The following is a 19,351-nucleotide window of genomic DNA, read 5'->3' as shown; positions in this document are numbered from 1 at the left end:
CACATCTGCTCGTCGGACGCTCGCCGCGGCACGCGTCCGTGACCCGTTCATTTCTCCACAGGGCGGGTTGCGAGCGCATCAAAACTGACGCACAGCAGTCGATGGCCGGCGATGCCGGGGCAATCCCCCGCCGCCCTCGTTTCGACCGCCAGGGGTTCAGTTAGGGATCGACCTCGCTCGAGCGGGCGCTCACCGCCGCCGAGCCGTTCCGATCCCGGACGAGCAGCCAGCACGAGGATAGGAATCCGATAGCGACGGTTCCCGCCAGAATACCGAAAGCGATCCGATACCCGAACTGGGTGTAGGCGACGGTGCCGCCGACGGTCTCGCCCGTCTGATACGCATCGAGTGCCATCCCCATCACCATCGGGAGGACTGTGCCGCCGACGAACCCTGCCGTGTTCACCGTTGCCATGGCGACGCCGCTGGCGCCAGCGGGATATCGCTCCTTGACGATCGACAGCGAGAGCATCGCCGCGCCGAAGAGGAAGCCACAGGCCAGATAGGCGACGGCGACGACCGCAAGCGGTGGGCGGCCGAAGATGGGAATCGTCGCAAGTGCAACTGCGAACAGTCCGATTCCAGCCGTCATCGGCACCAGACGCCGCTCGAGTCGGTCGGAGAGCCAGCCGATCGCCGTCGGGCCGAACAGGACCCCGACCGAGGCGAGGAGGGTGAAATAGGAGGCCGTCGTCACGTCGAGTTCGTAGACGACGACGATATACGGCACCCCCCACATCCCCACGAGCGTCAACATTGCGCCGTTTCCCGCGAAGAAGACGATCGACAGCAGCCACTGATCGATATCGCGTGCGAGCGCCCGCAGGTGACCGCCCAGTTCCGCAAACGTGACTGCGGGCTGTTCCGGGACGCCTGCAATTGGCTCGAGGCCGGCAGCGGCCGGCGACTGGCGCGCGAGGACGAAGACAGCACCGGCAGCGACGATTCCGACGAGCCCCAGCGCGAAGATCGTCGGCCGCCAACCGACCTGCTCGACGGTGACTGCCAGTGGCGTCGTCGCGAGGATTGCGCCAAGGCCAGCGATGCTGCCGGTCAAGCCAGTCATCGTCGCGAACTCCTCAGCGCGATACCAGTTAGCACAAAAGCGAAGAATCGAGACGAAGATGACGCCGCTGCCGAGACCGATGAGCGCCCGTGAGACGAACGCCGTGAGATAGCTGTCGCTCATCGCGAAGCCCACAGCCCCGAGACTCAGTGCGAGGCCGCCAATCGAGCCGACGTAGCGCGGCCCAACCCGGTCGGCAAGCACGCCCGTCGGAATCTGGATCGCGGCGTAAATAAGGAAAAACGAGGCGTGAAGCGTGCCGAGCTGTGCCGCCGTCGTCCCGAAATCGGTGGTTAGCCGTTCCGACAGAACGGCCGTCGAGAGGCGGTGTAGATTGACGAGCAGGAAGACTGTCGCCAACGCACCCCACGCGAGCCACCGTCGTTTGGTGGGATCCGACAGCACGTTCACGCTGGACACGTTTCTCGAGTGGCGTGGTAAGCGTTGTGTGACTGGCAAGGCGTGCGTGGGCTGACGCCGGTCGCACGACCGACCTCAAGGCAACGGCTCACCAGCGACACAGTTCCGGGATGAAAAACGGTCCGGCTTCAGATGCGGCCGACGTTCTCGACGCCGACGCTTTCGACGCCTTCGACGTCTGCGAAGTTCTCTTCGACAGTCTCCGTCCCACCCGAGCCGTCAGGGACGATCACGGTTGGGTAGAGTGCGATGAGGCCGAACGCGACGTTTTCGCGCTCGACACCGTTGATTTTGGCGCCCTCAGGGAGTGCGCTCTCGAGGCGCTCCTGGAGTGCGTCCAGGTCGATTTCGGGGCTGTCCGGCATGACCTTGATTTTGGCAGCTACTTTTCCCATGCTCAAACCACCTTATGGTCCGGTGAAACCACAGTCGTTGCACTCATAGAGGTTGCTCTGCTTGCGGCATTTGGCACAGCGGTAAATCTGGGCGCCACAGTCTGGACACTTGAACGCAGCAGCGTTCGTGCCGGCGATGTTGATCCCACAGGAGACGCAGGATCGCGTGTTTCGATCGTCCGTCGTACTCATACCCGTCCTTTCCCGCCCGCCGTTTTTAACCGTTGTCTTTTGTGGGACTCGGGGTGTGTTTTCACAGACAGAGAACGCGCGTCTATATACATGAGGGTTCGCGCGCAAGAGATGCATGAGGTTCGGCGGCGTAACGCTTCCGAACCTCTGCCTCTGACATTCTGCTGGCGGACTGTAACATTCAAACAGAGCGGGATACTACTGTGAATGAATGCGTCTCGACGACTACATCGAGGATCTCGAGCCCGACGAGGAAGCCGAGCGACGGCGCCTCGCAAAAGAGAAATCCTACGCGATCACGGACCACATCGAGACGTTCGAACAGCGGTTCGACGACGCACTCAGTGGCGATACCCTCGTGGGCTCGACGGCCCCCTCGATTTTCGTCGGGCGGTCGAACTACCCCGATATTCCTGTCGGAGTGCTCTCCCCCGTCGGCGACGAGGACGCCGCCGAGGAGTACGTCACCGACGGCAGCTGGTACCAGCAGGGCCACGGGATCACCGACGTCCTCCAGCGGCGGACAGGGCTGTTGAACTCGAGCAAGCACGCAAACGTCGACTCGCCGTCGATTGCGAGCCGGATGGCACCGTCGGTTCACGACAGCTGGGATGGCTTCGTCGGTATCCAGCGTGAGGTCGCCATCGCCGGTCAGCCGGTCGATCTCGAGATCGGGCTGGACGGAAAGCCGGAGCTCGGCCTCGAGGCTGGCACGGATGTCGCGACACCTCGTGGCCCTCGTGCGAACGCCCGAAACGCCGAGTTGCGGGAGAACCCTTACGTCCCGAAACCGGTCAAAAAGACCTTAGAAGACGATGACTGGCAGGCCCAAGGCGCGATGACCTACCTCTATCGCCGCGGCTTCGATGTCTACGAGATCAACTCGATCCTCTCGGCGGGCGCACTCGGGGAGACGAAACAGCGCCGACTCGTCCCGACCCGGTGGTCGATCACCGCCGTCGACGACACGGTCGGCCAGTTCCTGCGGGGCGGCATCCGAAACGCACCGAGTATCGACGACGTGCAGGTCTGGGCCAACGAGTATATGGGCAACCGCTACTGGGTCATCCTCGCGCCGGGTAGCTGGGAGTTCGAACTCGTCGAGATGAAAGCCCCCGGCAGCATCTGGAACCCCAACCCCCGCGGCGACGTCTGGCTCCAGAGCGCTAGCGAAGGGTACGAAGGACGCTCGAGCTACGTCGAGGAAACTGCGGGGGCCTACTACGCGGCCCGGTTAGGTGTGCTCGAGCACCTCGAGTCGATCGGCCGACAGGCCAAGTGTCTCGTCCTGCGTGAAGTCTCGGATGACTACTGGGCACCCGTCGGCGTCTGGCAGGTCCGTGAAAGCGTCCGCAACGCCTTCGAGGGCCAGTACGGTGAAGCCGAGACGTTCCACGACGCAGTAAACGAGGTCGCGACGCAGCTCCCGATCTCGTACGCACGTCTCCAGCGCAAATCGGAGCTTGCAGCCGGCCTGCAGTCGAATCTGAGCGCCTTTTCGGGCTCAACATAACAGCCCGGGCGTCGAACCACGGCTGCTAAGCCGTCCGAGTGCGTCTGTGGCTGTATGTCTCTCGCGCTCGTCAGCGCCGAATTCCTCACCGCGATCGCGATGATTATCCTGCTCATCGGCGTTCCACTGTTCGTCATCGCCATCATCGCCGTCGTCACGGGCTATCTGCAACACGACGCTGAGCAGTATCTCGACGAGCTCGAGAACGATGCCCCGACACGGGAGGAAAAGTAGCTTGCGCAGTCAATTTGCGTCGTCGGGCTCCGAGAGTCGTTGCTCGGGCGCAGGAGTGACGGCCGACGCCGCCGTCGATTGGGGCTCGGACGTGGGGTCGCTCTCATCGCCCTCGAGCGAGACGCGATTGAAGACGTTGAGGCCGGCTTTGAACACCGCGAGCAAGACGGGACCGAGGAACAGTCCCATGATTCCGAGCAGGTAGATCCCGCCGATAACGCCGACGATGACAACCGCTGGATGGAGCCCGGAGCCGCGGTCGACGAAGATCGCTCGCAGATAGTTGTCGACCACCGAGAGCACGGCAATCCCATACAGCAAAAGCAACGCGGCACTGAACGGATCGTTCGCGACCACGAGATACCCTACAGCGGGCCCCCAGACGAGCCAGACACCGATTGCCGGAAGGAAGGAGACGATGATCATAATGACCGTCCAGAAGGCAACGTTCGGCAGCCCGAGCAGGTAGAACCCGATGCCGCCGAGTACGCCTTCGACGACGGCAACGAGGACGTGGCTGTTGATGACTGCCCACGTGACGACGCTTACCTCTTCGAACAGTTCGTCCCGGATATGCGAGTCGATCGGGGCGACCTCGCCGAGCCACTCGACGAACGTGCGGCCGTCGACGAGCAGATAGTATAACAGGAAGAGGAAGACGATCAGACCGAGCCCCATCTCGACGCTGGTGTTGACCAGCCCGATCACCTCGAGCACGGCGAGTTCGACGGCTCCCGACACCGACGATTCGATCTCCGCGAGGACGGCTGTCTCGAGGGCGTCGACCTGGTCCGGCTCGAGGCCGAACTCGTCTCGGGCGATGTCGCGAACAGTCTCGACGGCGATCGTTTCATCGGCGGTATTCAGAAAGGTGAGCAGCGTCTGCAGAACAATGACGGAGATGACGAGCAAGGGAACGAGGACAGCAGCAATGGCAAACCCCGTCAACAGCAACGCTGCGGGGCGAGGCCCAACCCGAGGGCGTAAGCGCTCGTAGGCGGGATAGAGTACGAACGCAAGGAGGGCAGCAGCCATCACGTACTGCAACAGCGGGGCGATCATCAGGGTCGCGATCACGCCAAGAACGACGAGGAGGAGGGCGAAAAACGCGGTTCGGACGTCCATACGAGACGGTGAGCCGTATCGTACGTAAAGCTTGACATCTCGACGCTTGGCACCGATCCGACGTCAGCGTCGTCGCTCGAGCACTCGGCCAACGGCCTCAGTCCGTTTGTGCAGCCTCGGCCGCCTCGAGTTTCGTGAAGGCTTGCTCGGTGAGTTCGCCGGTCTCCTCGAGGATCTCGTCCCAGGCGTCGTTGTCCGGGGCCATCCCGAGTAGGCGGGCGATTCGCATGATCGAGACGTGATAGACGCGCTGTCGGCCAGGGGCTTCTTCCCAGATGACCATGTTGCAGGGGAAGAGCCCGCCGATCTGCAGCGACTGCTCGAGTGCCTTGTTCGCGACGGCGGGGTTGCAGGCGCCGAGGACGTAGTAGGGGTCGCGGTCGGCGTCGACTTTTTCGTTTAGCAGTTCCGACGGGGAGAACTCGACGGGGATGCCGAAGCCGGCATCCGTACAGACCTCGCGCACGTGCTCGATGGCCTCCTCGTGGTCCATCTCGAGGACGACCTGTTTCTCGCCGTACTCGTCCGGATCGATCGTGGCAGGGTCGATTGGAAGCGTCATACTCGAGTCAACGCCAGGACCATACTAAAGCCTCGCCGTCCCAGCAGCCGGTCATACGGTTTCCTGGAGTCACTGACCGCCGATCGCCGATCCGTGCTGGCGATCGGCGAGACATCGGTACAGCAATCCGTATCACAGCGGGACCGGCACCCACTCGAGCCGAGCCAACACTGGCAGCGGATCGAACAGTGGCTCGTGTAAGACGAGCCAATCGAGCAAGACGAGCCCGGCCCCGTGGGCGACCACGGAGGGGAGAATCGAGTTCGACTGGTAGTCGACGGCACCGAAGAGGATATCCGTCGGTCCCGACAGCAGGAACTCGATCGGCGGTTTGCCAACGTGGTGAAACATGTAGACGACAGGGCTGATGAGCACCGCCTTGAAACCGATCTCTTTGACGCCGACACAGAGCAGGCCGCGGTAGTAGGTCTCCGCAGCCACTGCGAGCAGAAACAGCTGCACTGCGTGTGGGAGAAACGTTGCGAGCGCACTCGAGGTCGGCCAGATCGGATAGTACGCACGGATCGTCGGGAGCGTCGATCCGATGAGATAAAACGGCAGTACGAACAGGGAGAGCAAGACGGTGTTGCGAACGGCGACGCGGTTGATGTTCCAGCCGATGTGGTTGCCGTGGGTCAGCCCCAGTGCGAGCGGCCCCCCGATCAACACCAGTCCGTCGAACACGGCCCGTCGCTCGAGGTCGGGCGGGACGTACTGCATCCACACGAGCGTCAGGACGGCGCCGGTGAGTAGCGACTTCTGGAACCACGACAGGCGATCGAACTGATCACGAACCCAGCCGCCGGCGCTGCGTGCTCCTTCTGTCGCCACGGGTCGTTACTCGTCTGCGGTCGGAATCGGTCCAGTGCCGATGACGTCCCGAACGTGGGTTTCGAACTCCTGGTGGCGCTGGAAGTACGTCTCGTCGACCGCCTCGAGAATGCTCGACAGCGACTGTGGTCCATCGGGCGTTCGAATGACGCTGTCGCCTTCGAGACGGTCGACTTCGCTCTTTTCTTTGGGCCACGTCAGCCGCGACGTGACGCGGGCGAGGGGGGCACCCTCGATTGGGGTCTGGTCTCCGAGCGTCACAGCCGGCTCCTCGTCGTCCTCGTCGCTCATACGCCTTCGTTTGCGAGCGCGTCGATTCAAGCTTTCGTTTCCGGGGGTCATCGATACCTCTCTATCCTTCGAAATGTGTCTGACGTACCGTTTTGTGGCGGGAGGTACAATCACCGTGCATGACAAGTCTGACGGAGGCCTACGACGGAAGCGCACGGGAGGTGGCGAGCCCCAGGCGACTGTATACGGGGACGGCGCTTGTCTTGCTCGGTGCGATTCTGGCCGTCGTCGCCGTACTCGTGGCGACGACCGACCTCTTAGGCGAGTACGCGATCGCGCTCTCGGAGGGGATGGCACCCCAGTTCGCGACCGTTCGTGCTGCTGGTGTTCTCGCCGGGCTCAGTGTCCCGATCGTCCTGATCGGAGTCTTCGTCGTGTTGCCCGCCAGCCGCCGCGTGCAGGCCACTGCCGCGATCAGCGCAAGTCTCTGTCTGTTCGGCGTCGCCCTGTTCTGGCATGCCTACCCCGAACACTGGCGATACGGCGGCGATCAGCTAACGCTCGAGGTTTCGGTGATCTACCTGCTCGGACTCATCACTGCGATCTGGTGTCTGTTCGCCGCCGTCGCGACGTTCAAACGACGCAACGATCCGGGCGGTATGCTCGAGATGAACGTCACGCGCCACAACACGACCGTCGTCAAGGCCGACGAGTCAGACGACGACTCGAGCGGGCTCGGCGGCATCGGCTTCTTCGGTGGGACGCCCGACGGCGACGTCGAAACGCAGACCAATGCAACCGACGCCGACGGCACGACGCTCTCGTACGACGACGCGTCGGTCCAGTCCGCACCGAAGTCGGGGTCCAACACTGGAGCTGGGACCGGCACCGGCCGCACTCGAGCCCAGGCCGCCGGCGTGGCGACCAGCGACGGCGGCACAGCGGCCTCCGATATCAGCTCGCCGATCGATGCTGGCGACGGCCACGATGCGGAGATCGTCGACGCACCGACAGAACAGCCGGCAGAACCGACGGACCGCTACTGTGGCAACTGCAGCCAGTTCGAGTACGTTCGCTCGTCAGATGGGATGGTCCCCTACTGTGCCCACCACGAGACGGCGATGGACGATATGGACGCCTGCGAGGAGTGGACACCGAACAACCGATAACGCCGTCGAAAAGCGACCGCACAGCCGCCGACCATGTTCTGTTCTCGTTTTCGATCCGACACCCCTCGAGTCGTCACAGCCCCCTGTGACGCCGATCTAGAATCCGGCTGCCTGTCGCCCCATCTCGAAGCCCCACTGGGGGACCTCGTAGACGATCAGGGCGACGACCAGCAGTTCGAGGACGGTGATAATCACCGTCACCAGATCCGCGCGATTGCTGCTGACGGTGACACCTGTCGGGAGTCCGTACTCCGTTTTCGTGAGCGGGTAAAACAGCGCGATACCGCGCCTGCTGCCCGCCATATCGAGGACGTAGTGGGTCAACACGCCGATCCAGACGTACTCGAGGTTGCCAAAGACGTACGGGAAGGCGATAAAGCCGGCCAGAAGCGGCAGGTTGTGCAACGTTTTGCGGTGTTTCCCGAACGCAGTGTCGATGTCGGGCACCATCGCGCCGAGTGTGACCGGCACCCCGATCGCGATGATCATCCGAAACGTCTCGAGGTCCCCAGCCGGCTCGAGTAAATACCCCAACCCGAGACTCAAGAGCATGGCGTTGAGAACGTGTCCCTTCTTGTTCATCTATCCGCCACTGGCGGTGCAAGCCTCGAATAGTTTTCTTTCGGAGAGTGTCGTCGTGCCGAATCAGTCGCCGCGCTGACCAGTAGCGGTCGTCCCGCCGTGTCTACTGTGCGTCGATCGCTGCGAGCAGGTCCTCGAGTGCCTGCTCGACGGTCTTTATGCGGACGGCGTCGCGGTCGCCCTCGAAGACGTAGCGGGAGACGGATGCAAACGACGACTCGCTACCCCATGGGCCGGCGTAGGCGACGCCGATATAGACGGTCCCGACTGGGTTGTCCTCGGTCCCGCCGGTCGGGCCGGCGATTCCCGTCGTTGCGACGCCCCAGGTGACGTCGGCGACGTCTCGAACACCCTGGGCCATCTGGCGGGCGACGGGTTCGGAGACGGCACCGTGTTCGTCGAGTGCTTCACGGCTGACGCCGAGGTGGCGGCGTTTGGCGTCGTAGGCGTAGGTCGCCAGCGCCGAATCGAAGTAGTCGCTTGCGCCCGGGACGGCCGTAATCGCAGCGCCAATCAGGCCGCCAGTACAGGACTCAGCGACGGCGACGGTCTCTTCGCGCGCTCGAAGCGCGTCGCCGACCGCCGTCGAGAGGTCGTGATCGATGTCGTCGGTCATACTCGTATGCGAGCCGACGCGTTCCCGGACCGTCAAAGCGAGGGTCGACGGTCGGCGTCGGTAGAAAACGGAAAGAACGACGGTCCATCCCCTCCGTGCTTCCGGTATGGAGTACGAGACGCCGCTGTTCTTTCACGTGATGGAGTACGCAGACCGGGCGGATCGCGATGTGATCGACATGGTCAGCGGAAACCCAGACTGGGAGCCACCGCAAGCGCTCCGCGACGGGCTCCACGAGTACGCCGACCTCGAGCCCGACCAGTTCCAGTATCCGCCGAGTGACGGCTTGCGCGAGTTGCGCGAGGAGATCGCTGCCCGCCGAGGTGTCGACACCGAGCAGGTCGTCATCACGAACGGGGCCGGCGAGGCGAACTACCTCGCGATGGCCCGCGCACTCGAGCGCGACCGCGGCGACGAAATCGTCCTGGCGGACCCGGTCTACCCCTACTACCCCGGAAAGACGACGATGCTCGGCGGCACACAACGGTTCGTTCCGACGGACGAGACGGGCCACCTCGATCCCGCCGATGTCCGCGCTGTTGCAAGCGAGGAGACCGCGGCCATCGTCGTCAACTCGCCGAACAACCCGACAGGCGCGGTCTACCCCGCGGAGACGATCGAGGCGCTGGTCGAGATCGCCGAGGAGTACGACGCGATCCTCGTCAGCGACGAGGTGTACGACCACTACGACCTCTCAGGGACGTTCTCGAGTGCGCTTGAGCTCGACTCGGAGCACCGAATCGTTACCAACGCGTTCTCGAAATCGATGGCGATTACGGGCTTTCGCGTCGGCTACGCGATCTTCCCACCGGACCTCGTCGAGAACGCCAAGAGTCGGCATATGCTGGTCAACGTCGCCGGCAGCCGCCCCAGCCAGTACGCCGTGTTGCAGGCGCTTCGTGAGACGGGGCCGGCGTACTACGAACAGAACCGTGAGTTGCTCCGCGAGCGCGTCGAGACGTTCACCGATGCGCTGGATGCGGCGGGTGCAGAATACAGTACGCCACAGGGCTCGTTTTACGTGCTGGCGCGCTTCGAGGACTATCCCGGCACGCTCGAGAACGTCGAGCGCCTGATCGACGAGGCTGGTGTCGCTGGGATGCCGGGTGAGGCCTTCGGCGATTCACGCCGTGACTGGCTCCGGTTTGCGCTCGTCACGCCGCGCGTCGAAGAAGCCGCTGCGCGGCTGGCGACGTATTTCAACTAACGGGATACAACGCTATCGGAGCGTCCCCTCCCACGAACAGTCGGTACACGCAAACAGGCCAGCGCCGTTGGTCGTCTCGCTGTCACAGGCCGGGCAGTCGAGCGAGCCAGCGGCACCGATCGCTTCCGACGTGTCGGTCGGCCGGAGGACGCCTCGAGCAGTGGCTGTCGGAAGTGCGTAGCCGGCGTGGTCACCCTCGTAGGGGAATCGCTCGCTATCGGTGCGGTCGGTCGTCGAGTCGGCGGCGTTCTGGATGAGTTGGGATGTCATGGGGTCGTGAAACGGCGATGGATGTCTCACCGTCGTTGGTCTGAGTGGAACGCCAACGTTCTCCTAATTAATGTTAGGGGTGGTACAATTATATGATGTGAAGACACTCCGAGATGTCCTAGTATGTATTAGGGTGATCCTAGGTGACATTCAAAAATGTCTCGAGCTAGCATCCATCTAGGACGGTGGCTGCCGTCTCGCTCGAGACCGACGACTACTCGTGTTGGGACGGGAAAACGGTTGGTATGAGTGGAATCGACGTCGAGTCGGTCGACGAGGTGGCCGAGGACGCGACAGCGGACGATGACGGCGCACACACGATCGAGGTGACACCGACGGACTCCGTCACGGAGGATGAACGAGAGACGATTGACGTCGCACCGTCCGACGAGCCCTTCGACGGCCCCGATTACGTGCTTTACGGGGGGAAAGGCGGTGTTGGGAAGACGACGATGGCCGCCGCGACGGCCCTCGAGAGCGCCGGCGATGGGACCAGCACGCTCGTCGTCTCGACGGACCCGGCACACTCGCTGTCGGACACGTTCGAAACGACCGTTCCGGCCGAACCCGGTCGCATTCGCGACGATATCCCGCTCTATGGGGCCGAGATCGATCCGGAACACGCCATGGAAAACGGGCAGGCGGCTTTCCTCGGCGGCGAGGGCGGTCCAGGGGCTGCTGGTGCTGGCGGTCCGATGGGTGGGCTTGGCGAGATGCTCGGCGGCGAGGAGTCGCCGATGGACGCCCTCTTCGGCGGTGCGATGCCTGGTGCCGACGAGGCCGCCGCAATGCAGCTGTTGCTCGAGTATCTCGACGATCCCCGATTCGAGCGCGTGGTTGTCGACACCGCGCCCACAGGCCACACCCTGAGACTGCTCCAGTTGCCCGAACTGATGGACTCGATGATGGGGCGCATCCTCACGTTCCGACAGCGACTCAGCGGGATGTTCGAGGGGATGAAAGGGATGTTCGGCGGCCAAGAGCCGCCGGAGCAGGAGGGTGATCTCGAGGACTTAGAGGAACTGCGCGACCGAATCGAACGGCTTCGGGCAGCGCTGCGTGACCCCGCTCGAACGGACTTCCGAATCGTCATGGTGCCCGAGGAGATGAGTGTCTTCGAATCCAAGCGTCTGCGCCAGCAACTCGACGAGTTCGATATCCCGGTTGGCACCGTCGTCGTCAACCGCGTGATGGAACCGCTCTCCGACGTGACTGACGACGTCGAGGGTGCGTTCCTCCAGCCCAATCTGGATGACTGTGAGTTCTGTCAGCGGCGCTGGGATGTCCAGCAGTCCGCACTCGCGGAAGCGCAGGATCTCTTTCGCGGGACCGACGTGCGACGCGTCCCGCTGTTTGCCCACGAAGTTCGTGGCGAGGAGATGCTCGAGGTCGTCGGGGCCTGCCTACGGTGAGTGCACTCACACCGCGTTTGTCAGGAACGGAGGGCGCTACTCCGACTCGGCTGGAACGACGGTCACCGGCCGGTCGCTTTCGAGAACGACGTCCTGAGCGACGCTGCCAAAGAGCATCTTCCCAACTGGCGACTGGTTACCGTTTCCGAGCACGATCACGTCGCTGTCCTGTTCTGTTGCAATCTCGAGGATCGTGTCGGCTGGCTCGCCGGTGGCCTCGTGGACCGCGTACTCGACGTCGGCCGCCTCGAGAACGTCGACGACGGTCTCAACCGACGCTGGAATGCGACTGCTCTCTCTGATGTTCGCTGCCATCTCTTCCGTATAGCTCTCGGAAAACCCGCCAGCCGCCCACTCGGCGTCCGGCGTCGTTTCGCCGTGGACGTGAACCACATCGACGAGAATCGCGTCGGCAGCGGCAGGCATCTCGAGGACGGCGTCGACCTGGGCACGCGCTCGTAACTCGTTCGTATCGACCGGAAGTAAGATACGGTACATGTACTGGCGTTCAACCCCGGGGGCCTAAAATGGCTCTTTCTCGTGGCTGTGTCTGATCGTTGTCATCGCTCCACATGTTCTCTCATGAACCCACGCATCACTCGCGCATCGCCGGCTCATCGACCGGCGACTCGAGTCGAACTGCAACCAGCAGGAGGCCGGCGGCGACGACCGAGCCGGCGGCAAGCAGCCACCACGAGCCGCGGTAGCCGACGGTGTCGGCGAGATAGCCAAAGGCGGGTGGGGCGACGACCGAGCCGGCGACGAGCGAGAGCTGGCCGCCGGCGGTCGCCCCGCCCATCTCGTCGGCCGAGACCAGCGTCGCCATATACGAGTAGTAGACGCCGGTGTTGCCGAGGACGAAGAAACCGAGTGCAGAGAACGCGACGGCAGCGCCCCACGGACTCGAGGTCGTTGCAACGACGACGAACAGTACGGCACTGGCCAGCGCCTGGACGATCAGGATGGCACCGATCCGACGCTGTGGATCGCCGGGCAAGACATCACTGAGCCAGCCTGTGACGAGCCGACCGGCGCTGCCAAAGAGCTGGACGAGCGCGAGAACGACGCCACCGAAGGCAACTGAAGCGCCGACCGACTCTTCGACGTAGAGGACGGTGTAGCCGGTCGTCGTAAACAGTGCCGCGCCGAGGAAAAACCCTGCTGCGACGAGCGTTCGGTACGGCCGATTGCGTGAGAGTCCTCGAAAGTCCGGATACGACGCGCGGCCACCGTCTCTTTGTTGTGGGTACCACAGCGCAAAACAGCCGGCGACGACGACGCCAACAGCCGCGGCGATCACGAAGCCGGCTTGCCAGAACAGGACACCGGCAAGCCCAGTCACGAGCAGGGCGCTGATCCCGCTGCCGGCGGTGACGCCGACCTGTTTGATCCCAATCGCAAGATTCTGCCGGCCTGCAGCGACGTTATCGTAGATTGCCTTGTTCGTTCCCGGCATCGCCGTCGCGTACAGTGACCCGAGGAAAAACACCGCTGCGAGCAAGGCTGCGTACGTCGGGGCACCAGCGACCAGCGTGACGCCGGCCGCCAACCCGACGAGGCCGAGTGTGAGTGTTCGCCCCTCTCCGAAGCGATCGACCAGCGCACCGACCGGCAACAGCCAGATCGCATACCCGAGCGTGAGTGCGGTGACGACGAGTCCCACCGAAAACCGAGAGAGCCCGAACTCATCGCGGAAAAACGGTGTCGCGGCAAAGACAGCGTAGTAACAGATACTTGCCGAGACCTGCCACAGCGTCACAAGCGAGACAGTCCGCCAGTACGACCGATCCATTGAACGTCGCGTGCTTGCGCGAGGACGTGCTTCACTGTGCTGATCTCGATGCCGTACACCACAGCCGGAACGTGGATCGACCGAAACGACGTTACTCGCCGTTCCACTCGCCGCCGACACGGTCGACACCCATCATCGCCTCACCAGGGTGTTCAGTGAACACGACCTTCATGTTCTCGTCGGGGATATCGAACGTCTCGCCGAGATACGTCATCGTCGCGACCGCGAACGCACGCTTGCGGTCGAACGACCGGCCCTGTCGAATCTCTGCGTCGAGAAACACCATCGGCCCCTCGACAGCCCGCCCGAGGTGGAGAGCGGCCGAGTCGTGTTCACGAATCGTCACCGCGACGTGACCCGCCGTCGTCGCCATCTCAGTCGTATACCGCTCCGTCACCCGCTCTGCGATCGCCGTTTTCTCGTCGGCTGACAACGACAGCGTCGTATCAAACTGTAACAGCGGCATACCTCGAGTTCGACAGCCGCTGTTTTGTGGGTTCCGACGGCCGGTCGATGCAGTTACGACTCGCGTTCCTCACTCGAGTCGCTCGCTCTGTGGTCTTCCTGACCTGTCAAAAGACAACTAGAGACGTGTTTACTTGACTCTTGGTCACCTGCCCGAACAATAGTGATAATTCCTGAATGGAATCGACACAATTTATAGTGCCTATTCGAAACAGATTCGAAAAATGGTGTACGACTCTCACAAAACACTTCAAAAATTCATTCAGAACGTCTGGATCTATCTGTGGCGGCTCAACGCACAGACGAAGGCGTATCTCACGCTCGATGGACCGGCCATGGTCAAAGATATGGACGGCGTTTCGGACGAGGAAAAGCGCCTCGCAGAGAAAGCGCTCAGTGACGGTGGCCAGACGACCGGCGAGGGGGCCGGGTCAGCTGCCAACGCTGGAAGCGGCGGCGACGGGCAAGGTGGCAACGACAAATCGCCCTTCGACGTCGACGGCTCGTACGGACTGCGCCAGAAGATCGGCTTCGTTCTCGGCCCGATCCTATTCGCGCTGATCTTCCTCGCGCCGACACCAGCCGGCCTCGAGCCCGCAGGTCAGGCCGTTGCGGCCGTCACCGCGTGGGTTGCGGTCTGGTGGATGTCGGAGGCGATTCCGATCCCCGCAACGTCGTTGCTGCCGATCGTCCTGTTCCCGTTGACCGGGGCGCTCCCGGTTGCAGAGACGACGCCGTCGTACGGGCACCCGCTGATCTTCCTCTTTATGGGTGGCTTTTTCCTCGCCATGGCGATGCAACGGTGGGGACTCCACAAGCGTATTGCACTGCGGACGATCAAGGTCGTCGGCACGAAGCCCTCGCGGCTCATTCTCGGCTTTATGATCGCCACGGCGTTCCTCTCGATGTGGGTCTCCAACAGCGCGACCGTGATGATGATGGTCCCCATCGCGCTGGCGGTCATCTACCAGACCGCTGATCTGGTCGACGAGACTGGACTCGACATCGACACCAGCGAAGGGAACTTCTCGTTCGGGATCGCGCTCATGCTCTGTATCGCCTACGGCGCCTCCGTCGGCGGCGTCGCGACGCTCATCGGCACGCCGCCGAACATCCTCTTTGCGGGCCAGGCGGGCGAACTCTTCGATACGACGATCGGCTTCGCCGAGTGGATGCTCTACGGCGTTCCGATCTCGATCGTCGGCCTGGTGGCCGTCTACATCTACGTCACCCGCGTTGCGATGTCTCCACAGTTCGACCAGCTGCCGATGGGAGCCGATACGATCGACGCCGAACTCGAGAAACTCGGCTCGATGAGTTCGCCGGAACGACGGGTGCTCGTCGTCTTTATCGGGATGGCCGCCGCCTGGATCGGAGCGAGCCTGCTCGAGCCAGTGCTCGGAATTACGCCGCCCGATGACGCCGACACCATCGTCGCCATCGGCGGCGCGTTGGTTCTGTTCACCCTGCCGACGAAGACCGAGGACGGTGACCACACCTTCCTGCTCGACTGGTCGAACGCGGTCGACATCCCGTGGGGTGTCATCCTCCTGTTCGGTGGCGGTCTCGCGATCGCCGCCGGCTTCGGTGAGACTGGCCTCGCAGTCTGGGTCGGTGAACAGCTCCAACTGCTCGAGGGCGTCTCGATGGTCCTCATCCTGCTGGCCGTCGTGATGATGACGATCTTCCTGACCGAAGTGACCTCGAACACGGCGACGACGGCGATGTTGATGCCGATTCTCGCCGGTGTCGCGGTCGGGATCAGCGTCCACCCATACGGGCTGATGATCGCCGGCGCAACCGCAGCCTCGTTCGCGTTCATGCTGCCGGTTGCGACGCCGCCGAACGCGATCGTCTTCGGCAGCGGCTACATTTCGCTGCCACAGATGGCCCGCGTCGGGGCTGGTCTCAACGTTATCGGGATCATCCTGATCACGCTCGTCGCAGTCGTCTGGCTGCCACTTGCCTGGGGAATCGACATCACTGCGATCCCAGCCGAGTTCGTCGAGCAGTGGGACTCGTAGCGACTGTGTCCTGACTCCGCGGCTCACTATTTTCGATTCGATCGCAGGCACCTGCAATCGTGCCGGCGCTGTCTCTCAACTCGAGCGCCAGCTTCGAGTCCGAGTACTGCGGTGTGTCGACTCCAACTGAGTGCGTCGGGAACAGCACTGAAAGCGGTGTTGTGACTGCCAACGACACACTACAACAATGCTGGTCTGCTGTCGCCGCTCTTGAATAACCAACGGTAACGCGATTCCAGTCGGCTGAGAACCGGTGTCGAGGTTGATACCCCTGTTGGAACATGGCACAAACGAGACGGAATGCCAGACTCGGACACCCCAGCACAGCAACAGACAGACGCAATCCTCGAGGCCCTCGATGGCTCGGGTCCGGCGACGACCGTTGAACTGGCGACCGCGCTCGATACCCATCCAATGACTGTCGAACGCTACTGTCAGACACTGCAGCGAGACGGCTGCATTCGTCGCTGTACGGGCGGGATGTACACGCTTGTCGAAACCAGCACGGAGCGACTGCCGACGCGACTCGCGGACTAACTGCTTTTTCGACGCGCTCGAGGTTACTGTCGCTCGAGTGAGAACTCGCATTTGCCTGGTTCGTCCTCGCGGGCTGTCTCAGCGGCCGGCTCGCCGCCCTGGAGTTCGGCCGTTGCACACTCGAGACAGTAGTGATTGTAGCCGACGGACCTCGTATAGATGGGAATGCCCACAACGGCGTACTCCTCGCGGTAGCGCCGAACCATCCCTTGCTCGATTCGTGAGCCACAGGCGACACAGCGTTCGCGACACTGTTCTTCGGGCCGGATCACTCGCTGGTCGACGCTCTGGACCCACCCGAACTGCGACGGCGCGTGGCGACGCTCGAGTCGCCGACGAAACCGTGGGTTGACAAAGAGGCCGACCGCCGTCGTGACGAACGCGAGTCCAAACAGGATGGTTGCGCCGACTGTGGCCGAGGTAGTGAGCCCGAACTCGAGCAGGACGCGCCCGCCAGCCCCGGCGAGCATGAGCCCGAGCACAACCAGCGACCAGCCGGCGATCCCGTACAGGAGGTCGGAGACGGAATCGGCGAGTGCGACGACACTGGACGTCGAATCGGACATCTCGAGCGAATATTGTCAGCGGTCGACTATGAGTGTTCTGTCGATGCTCACGAACAGCACCCGCGAGCCATCCACAGCGATCGACTCAGACGAGCTTCCGCAGCAGCCGATAGCCTGCATCACGCAGCGTATCGGGCAGGAAGCGGGCGTAGACGCCGTACTGGGCGAGCACCCCGACCGGATATCGTGCCGGCGGTTCGGAGACGGTGCTCGCCTCGAGAATCGCATCCGCGACGTCCTCGGACGAGGAGGCGAAGGGACCGCCCGACCCGCCGCCGATTAGCTGCATCTCGTCGTACAGTTCGTACAGCGTCTCGTAGGCCGGCGTTCGCTTCTCTTCGGGTAACTCCTCGTCGACGCGCTCGGTGAAGTTCGTCTCGACTGGCCCGGGTTCGATGACAGTGACGTCGATGCCGAACTCATCAACTTCCGCTCGCAGTGAGTCGCTCATCGCCTCGAGGGCGTGTTTCGAGCCCGCGTACGCGCCCGAGCCGGGGAACGAGATTCGGCCGACGACGCTCGAGACGTTGATGATTCGGCCCGCGCCCTGGGCGCGCATGTGCGGAAGCGCGGCCCGGACGAGTCGGTGAGGGCCGTAGACGTTGACGTCGAACTGTCGGTGGAGATCGACCGTCGAGACGTCTTCCATCGGCCCCATCTGGGCGTAGCCGGCGTTGTTGACCAGACAGTCGATCGAGCCGCCGCGTTCGACGGTTCGTTCGACGACCCGTGCGACCTGTTCGGGGTTGGTGACGTCGAGTTCGAGCGTCGTACAGCCCGCTTCCTCAAGTGCCTCGATATGGTCGGTGTTTCGTGCCGTTGCGAACACCTGCCAGTCGTTCTCGAGAAACGCCGTCGCGGTCGCCCGGCCAATGCCCGACGAACAGCCGGTGATCAGCACGCATTTCTTGCGGGTGTAGCGGTCGTCTCTCTGGTCTGCTTCGTGATCGTCCTCGACGACGGTGCCAGCCGGCCCGTCGTCGGTTTCCTCGACGTCCTCAGCGGTGGCCATACATGACTGGTTCGAGAGACGATACCTAAGTATCGACGGTTTGTCGCGCTCATCGGACGGTCCAATTGGCGTGAGTCTCGTTTCCCGAGAAAGCCTTGAGCCAGTGTTGGGACGACCAGCCCGAAAGCCCCCGAGCCAGTCGGCTCGCGCGCCTCGCTGCGCGCTCACTCCGTTCGCGTGCTTGCGTCGTCGTGCGTCGCCGACTGGCCCGGCCCCTTTCAGTCCCACCCCCGCGGGCAGCTGGTTGGGTCGCTGTCGTCGGTAGATGGTCAAGCAGCTATCGAGAGGGGGTCGAGAGTACACTCTCGGACATAGCTGGTCATCACTCCTCGAGGCCGCGTTTCGCCTCGTCGGCGTAGCTGTCGGCCAGTCGGACGGGCTCGGGGAGCTTGTACGAGTCGGCGAGCGCGAGGACGATGTCGGCCGCGGTGTCCGGGCCGACGCGATGGCCGGGGCTGACGTACAGCGGATTGATGTACCGATTCGGCGAGTCGTACTGGCGCGTCTGGACGGCGTAGCCAAGGAGGGTTCCATCGGGCGCATCGACCCGCGCGTTGGCCTCGATCGGGACGCGAGTCCCTTCCGCGAGGTTCTCGAGGTCGCCTCGAGGCGAGCCACAGAGTAAGCTCTTGGCGACGCCAACGGCTGGCACGTCACGGACGACGCCGATGTGGGTCGCGATGCCGGCCTGGCGGAAGTGGATGCGACCACTGCCATCGAAGAGCAACAGGTCGGGGTCGACGGAGAGTGCCTCGAGCGCCTCGAGGATCGGCCCGCCCTCGCGGAACGCGAGCAGGCCCGGAATGTAGGGGATTTCGAGTGGCGTCACCGCGTGGACGCGTTCGATCACCTCGCCGCCGCGCATGGCGACGACGGCGGAAAGCGCGCGGTCCTGCTCGCCCTCGGCATTGGTGAGAAACGACTGGTCGACGCCGGCGACGATCGGCGGGTCGTCGGGACTCGAGGCCGCCGCGAGGGGATCGCCGAGCGTCGACGGATCGAACGCAAAGTCGTCCTCGAAGACGGCGGCGTCCGCGATCTCGCGCTGGAGGGCTTCCATCTCCGCGCGCTCGAGTCCGGAGTCGGGTGCGAGGTCGGGCCGGGGTGGCATAGCTGCTCGAGGGTTGGCA

At 63.3% G+C, this 19,351-nt stretch carries 23 protein-coding genes; 7 read left to right on the top strand and 16 right to left on the bottom strand.

The window, feature by feature from the left end:
• Positions 1–160: 160 nt before the first annotated feature.
• From DV706_RS11150 to DV706_RS11140, 3 genes are all read right to left on the bottom strand, one after another.
• A complete protein-coding gene (locus DV706_RS11150; RefSeq protein ID WP_006067468.1) occupies positions 161–1,477 on the bottom strand; it encodes an MFS transporter in 1,317 nt (438 codons plus the stop codon).
• A gap of 137 nt (positions 1,478–1,614) precedes the next feature.
• A complete protein-coding gene (locus DV706_RS11145; protein WP_006067469.1) occupies positions 1,615–1,881 on the bottom strand; it encodes an elongation factor 1-beta in 267 nt (88 codons plus the stop codon).
• Positions 1,882–1,893: 12 nt separating this feature from the next.
• Positions 1,894–2,073 (bottom strand): HVO_2753 family zinc finger protein, encoded by a 180-nt coding sequence (locus DV706_RS11140; RefSeq protein ID WP_006067470.1) that lies wholly within the window; start codon positions 2,071–2,073, stop codon positions 1,894–1,896.
• Between the two features lie 211 nt (positions 2,074–2,284).
• On the opposite strand from DV706_RS11140, the gene nreA reads away from it, so the two are divergent.
• Positions 2,285–3,586, top strand: coding sequence for a DNA repair protein NreA (gene nreA / locus DV706_RS11135; protein WP_006067471.1), 1,302 nt, complete (start codon positions 2,285–2,287; stop codon positions 3,584–3,586).
• A 54-nt stretch (positions 3,587–3,640) separates the two neighbouring features.
• Positions 3,641–3,820, top strand: a complete 180-nt coding sequence (locus DV706_RS11130; protein ID WP_006067472.1) for a hypothetical protein — start codon at positions 3,641–3,643, stop codon at positions 3,818–3,820.
• A gap of 9 nt (positions 3,821–3,829) precedes the next feature.
• On the opposite strand, the gene DV706_RS11125 is transcribed toward DV706_RS11130, so the two are convergent.
• The 4 genes from DV706_RS11125 to DV706_RS11110 form a co-directional block, all read right to left on the bottom strand.
• Positions 3,830–4,945, bottom strand: a complete 1,116-nt coding sequence (locus tag DV706_RS11125) for an AI-2E family transporter (protein ID WP_006067473.1) — start codon at positions 4,943–4,945, stop codon at positions 3,830–3,832.
• Positions 4,946–5,042: 97 nt separating this feature from the next.
• On the bottom strand, positions 5,043–5,507 hold the full coding sequence (locus DV706_RS11120; protein ID WP_006067474.1) for a DUF302 domain-containing protein: 465 nt from the start codon (positions 5,505–5,507) through the stop codon (positions 5,043–5,045).
• A 132-nt stretch (positions 5,508–5,639) separates the two neighbouring features.
• Positions 5,640–6,338, bottom strand: a complete 699-nt coding sequence (locus tag DV706_RS11115) for a CPBP family glutamic-type intramembrane protease (protein ID WP_006067475.1) — start codon at positions 6,336–6,338, stop codon at positions 5,640–5,642.
• A gap of 6 nt (positions 6,339–6,344) precedes the next feature.
• Positions 6,345–6,629: a DUF5789 family protein gene (locus DV706_RS11110; protein WP_006067476.1), complete on the bottom strand. Its 285-nt coding sequence runs from the start codon at positions 6,627–6,629 to the stop codon at positions 6,345–6,347.
• Positions 6,630–6,748: 119 nt separating this feature from the next.
• Here DV706_RS11110 and DV706_RS11105 point away from each other — a divergent pair, with 119 nt between their 5' ends.
• A complete protein-coding gene (locus DV706_RS11105; RefSeq protein WP_006067477.1) occupies positions 6,749–7,738 on the top strand; it encodes a DUF7139 domain-containing protein in 990 nt (329 codons plus the stop codon).
• Between the two features lie 96 nt (positions 7,739–7,834).
• Here DV706_RS11105 and DV706_RS11100 read toward each other — a convergent pair whose 3' ends face one another.
• Positions 7,835–8,320 carry a metal-dependent hydrolase gene (locus tag DV706_RS11100; RefSeq protein ID WP_006067478.1) on the bottom strand — a complete coding sequence of 162 codons (486 nt, stop codon included), beginning with the start codon at positions 8,318–8,320 and terminating at the stop codon, positions 7,835–7,837.
• Between the two features lie 103 nt (positions 8,321–8,423).
• Positions 8,424–8,936, bottom strand: coding sequence for a CinA family protein (locus DV706_RS11095; RefSeq protein ID WP_006067479.1), 513 nt, complete (start codon positions 8,934–8,936; stop codon positions 8,424–8,426).
• A 106-nt stretch (positions 8,937–9,042) separates the two neighbouring features.
• Here DV706_RS11095 and DV706_RS11090 point away from each other — a divergent pair, with 106 nt between their 5' ends.
• The gene (locus DV706_RS11090) at positions 9,043–10,143 is read left to right on the top strand and encodes a pyridoxal phosphate-dependent aminotransferase (protein WP_006067480.1); all 1,101 of its coding nucleotides are present in this window, start codon (positions 9,043–9,045) and stop codon (positions 10,141–10,143) included.
• 12 nt (positions 10,144–10,155) lie between these two features.
• Here DV706_RS11090 and DV706_RS11085 read toward each other — a convergent pair whose 3' ends face one another.
• On the bottom strand, positions 10,156–10,413 hold the full coding sequence (locus tag DV706_RS11085) for a hypothetical protein (protein ID WP_006067481.1): 258 nt from the start codon (positions 10,411–10,413) through the stop codon (positions 10,156–10,158).
• 245 nt (positions 10,414–10,658) lie between these two features.
• On the opposite strand from DV706_RS11085, the gene DV706_RS11080 reads away from it, so the two are divergent.
• Positions 10,659–11,825, top strand: a complete 1,167-nt coding sequence (locus DV706_RS11080; protein ID WP_049889959.1) for an ArsA family ATPase — start codon at positions 10,659–10,661, stop codon at positions 11,823–11,825.
• Positions 11,826–11,861: 36 nt separating this feature from the next.
• Here DV706_RS11080 and DV706_RS11075 read toward each other — a convergent pair whose 3' ends face one another.
• The 3 genes from DV706_RS11075 to DV706_RS11065 all read right to left on the bottom strand — a co-directional run bounded on the left by DV706_RS11075 (position 11,862) and on the right by DV706_RS11065 (position 14,083).
• Positions 11,862–12,323 (bottom strand): universal stress protein, encoded by a 462-nt coding sequence (locus DV706_RS11075; RefSeq protein WP_006067483.1) that lies wholly within the window; start codon positions 12,321–12,323, stop codon positions 11,862–11,864.
• A 97-nt stretch (positions 12,324–12,420) separates the two neighbouring features.
• Positions 12,421–13,617, bottom strand: coding sequence for an MFS transporter (locus DV706_RS11070; RefSeq protein WP_006067484.1), 1,197 nt, complete (start codon positions 13,615–13,617; stop codon positions 12,421–12,423).
• A 91-nt stretch (positions 13,618–13,708) separates the two neighbouring features.
• A complete protein-coding gene (locus tag DV706_RS11065; protein ID WP_006067485.1) occupies positions 13,709–14,083 on the bottom strand; it encodes a tautomerase family protein in 375 nt (124 codons plus the stop codon).
• A 223-nt stretch (positions 14,084–14,306) separates the two neighbouring features.
• Here DV706_RS11065 and DV706_RS11060 point away from each other — a divergent pair, with 223 nt between their 5' ends.
• Complete coding sequence (locus DV706_RS11060) at positions 14,307–16,106, top strand: SLC13 family permease (RefSeq protein ID WP_006067486.1); 1,800 nt, start codon at positions 14,307–14,309, stop codon at positions 16,104–16,106.
• A 300-nt stretch (positions 16,107–16,406) separates the two neighbouring features.
• On the top strand, positions 16,407–16,643 hold the full coding sequence (locus tag DV706_RS11055) for a DeoR family transcriptional regulator (RefSeq protein ID WP_006067487.1): 237 nt from the start codon (positions 16,407–16,409) through the stop codon (positions 16,641–16,643).
• Between the two features lie 23 nt (positions 16,644–16,666).
• Here the strand turns inward: DV706_RS11055 and DV706_RS11050 are convergent, their stop codons facing one another.
• The 3 genes from DV706_RS11050 to DV706_RS11040 all read right to left on the bottom strand — a co-directional run bounded on the left by DV706_RS11050 (position 16,667) and on the right by DV706_RS11040 (position 19,332).
• Positions 16,667–17,209 carry a hypothetical protein gene (locus DV706_RS11050; protein WP_006067488.1) on the bottom strand — a complete coding sequence of 181 codons (543 nt, stop codon included), beginning with the start codon at positions 17,207–17,209 and terminating at the stop codon, positions 16,667–16,669.
• A gap of 85 nt (positions 17,210–17,294) precedes the next feature.
• Entirely contained in the window at positions 17,295–18,221 is a 927-nt protein-coding gene (locus tag DV706_RS11045; RefSeq protein ID WP_006067489.1) for an SDR family oxidoreductase, read from the bottom strand.
• Between the two features lie 322 nt (positions 18,222–18,543).
• Positions 18,544–19,332, bottom strand: a complete 789-nt coding sequence (locus tag DV706_RS11040) for an endonuclease V (RefSeq protein WP_006067490.1) — start codon at positions 19,330–19,332, stop codon at positions 18,544–18,546.
• Positions 19,333–19,351: the final 19 nt, after the last annotated feature.

Origin of the sequence: Natronorubrum bangense, assembly GCF_004799645.1 — an archaeon.
Classification (GTDB): domain Archaea; phylum Halobacteriota; class Halobacteria; order Halobacteriales; family Natrialbaceae; genus Natronorubrum; species Natronorubrum bangense.
Note: the sequence above shows the minus strand (reverse complement) of the source record. Positions and strands in the feature narration are given on the sequence as shown.

Coding starts and splice junctions, on each gene's coding strand:
- DV706_RS11060 (WP_006067486.1), top strand. CDS start 14,307: ATGGTGTACGACTCTCACAAAACACTTCAAAAATTCATTCAGAACGTC.
- DV706_RS11130 (WP_006067472.1), top strand. CDS start 3,641: ATGTCTCTCGCGCTCGTCAGCGCCGAATTCCTCACCGCGATCGCGATG.
- DV706_RS11140 (WP_006067470.1), bottom strand. CDS start 2,073: ATGAGTACGACGGACGATCGAAACACGCGATCCTGCGTCTCCTGTGGG.
- DV706_RS11080 (WP_049889959.1), top strand. CDS start 10,659: ATGAGTGGAATCGACGTCGAGTCGGTCGACGAGGTGGCCGAGGACGCG.
- DV706_RS11045 (WP_006067489.1), bottom strand. CDS start 18,221: ATGGCCACCGCTGAGGACGTCGAGGAAACCGACGACGGGCCGGCTGGC.
- DV706_RS11110 (WP_006067476.1), bottom strand. CDS start 6,629: ATGAGCGACGAGGACGACGAGGAGCCGGCTGTGACGCTCGGAGACCAG.
- DV706_RS11105 (WP_006067477.1), top strand. CDS start 6,749: ATGACAAGTCTGACGGAGGCCTACGACGGAAGCGCACGGGAGGTGGCG.
- nreA (WP_006067471.1), top strand. CDS start 2,285: ATGCGTCTCGACGACTACATCGAGGATCTCGAGCCCGACGAGGAAGCC.
- DV706_RS11070 (WP_006067484.1), bottom strand. CDS start 13,617: ATGGATCGGTCGTACTGGCGGACTGTCTCGCTTGTGACGCTGTGGCAG.
- DV706_RS11040 (WP_006067490.1), bottom strand. CDS start 19,332: ATGCCACCCCGGCCCGACCTCGCACCCGACTCCGGACTCGAGCGCGCG.
- DV706_RS11145 (WP_006067469.1), bottom strand. CDS start 1,881: ATGGGAAAAGTAGCTGCCAAAATCAAGGTCATGCCGGACAGCCCCGAA.
- DV706_RS11075 (WP_006067483.1), bottom strand. CDS start 12,323: ATGTACCGTATCTTACTTCCGGTCGATACGAACGAGTTACGAGCGCGT.
- DV706_RS11120 (WP_006067474.1), bottom strand. CDS start 5,507: ATGACGCTTCCAATCGACCCTGCCACGATCGATCCGGACGAGTACGGC.
- DV706_RS11090 (WP_006067480.1), top strand. CDS start 9,043: ATGGAGTACGAGACGCCGCTGTTCTTTCACGTGATGGAGTACGCAGAC.
- DV706_RS11050 (WP_006067488.1), bottom strand. CDS start 17,209: ATGTCCGATTCGACGTCCAGTGTCGTCGCACTCGCCGATTCCGTCTCC.
- DV706_RS11085 (WP_006067481.1), bottom strand. CDS start 10,413: ATGACATCCCAACTCATCCAGAACGCCGCCGACTCGACGACCGACCGC.
- DV706_RS11100 (WP_006067478.1), bottom strand. CDS start 8,320: ATGAACAAGAAGGGACACGTTCTCAACGCCATGCTCTTGAGTCTCGGG.
- DV706_RS11125 (WP_006067473.1), bottom strand. CDS start 4,945: ATGGACGTCCGAACCGCGTTTTTCGCCCTCCTCCTCGTCGTTCTTGGC.
- DV706_RS11055 (WP_006067487.1), top strand. CDS start 16,407: ATGCCAGACTCGGACACCCCAGCACAGCAACAGACAGACGCAATCCTC.
- DV706_RS11095 (WP_006067479.1), bottom strand. CDS start 8,936: ATGACCGACGACATCGATCACGACCTCTCGACGGCGGTCGGCGACGCG.
- DV706_RS11065 (WP_006067485.1), bottom strand. CDS start 14,083: ATGCCGCTGTTACAGTTTGATACGACGCTGTCGTTGTCAGCCGACGAG.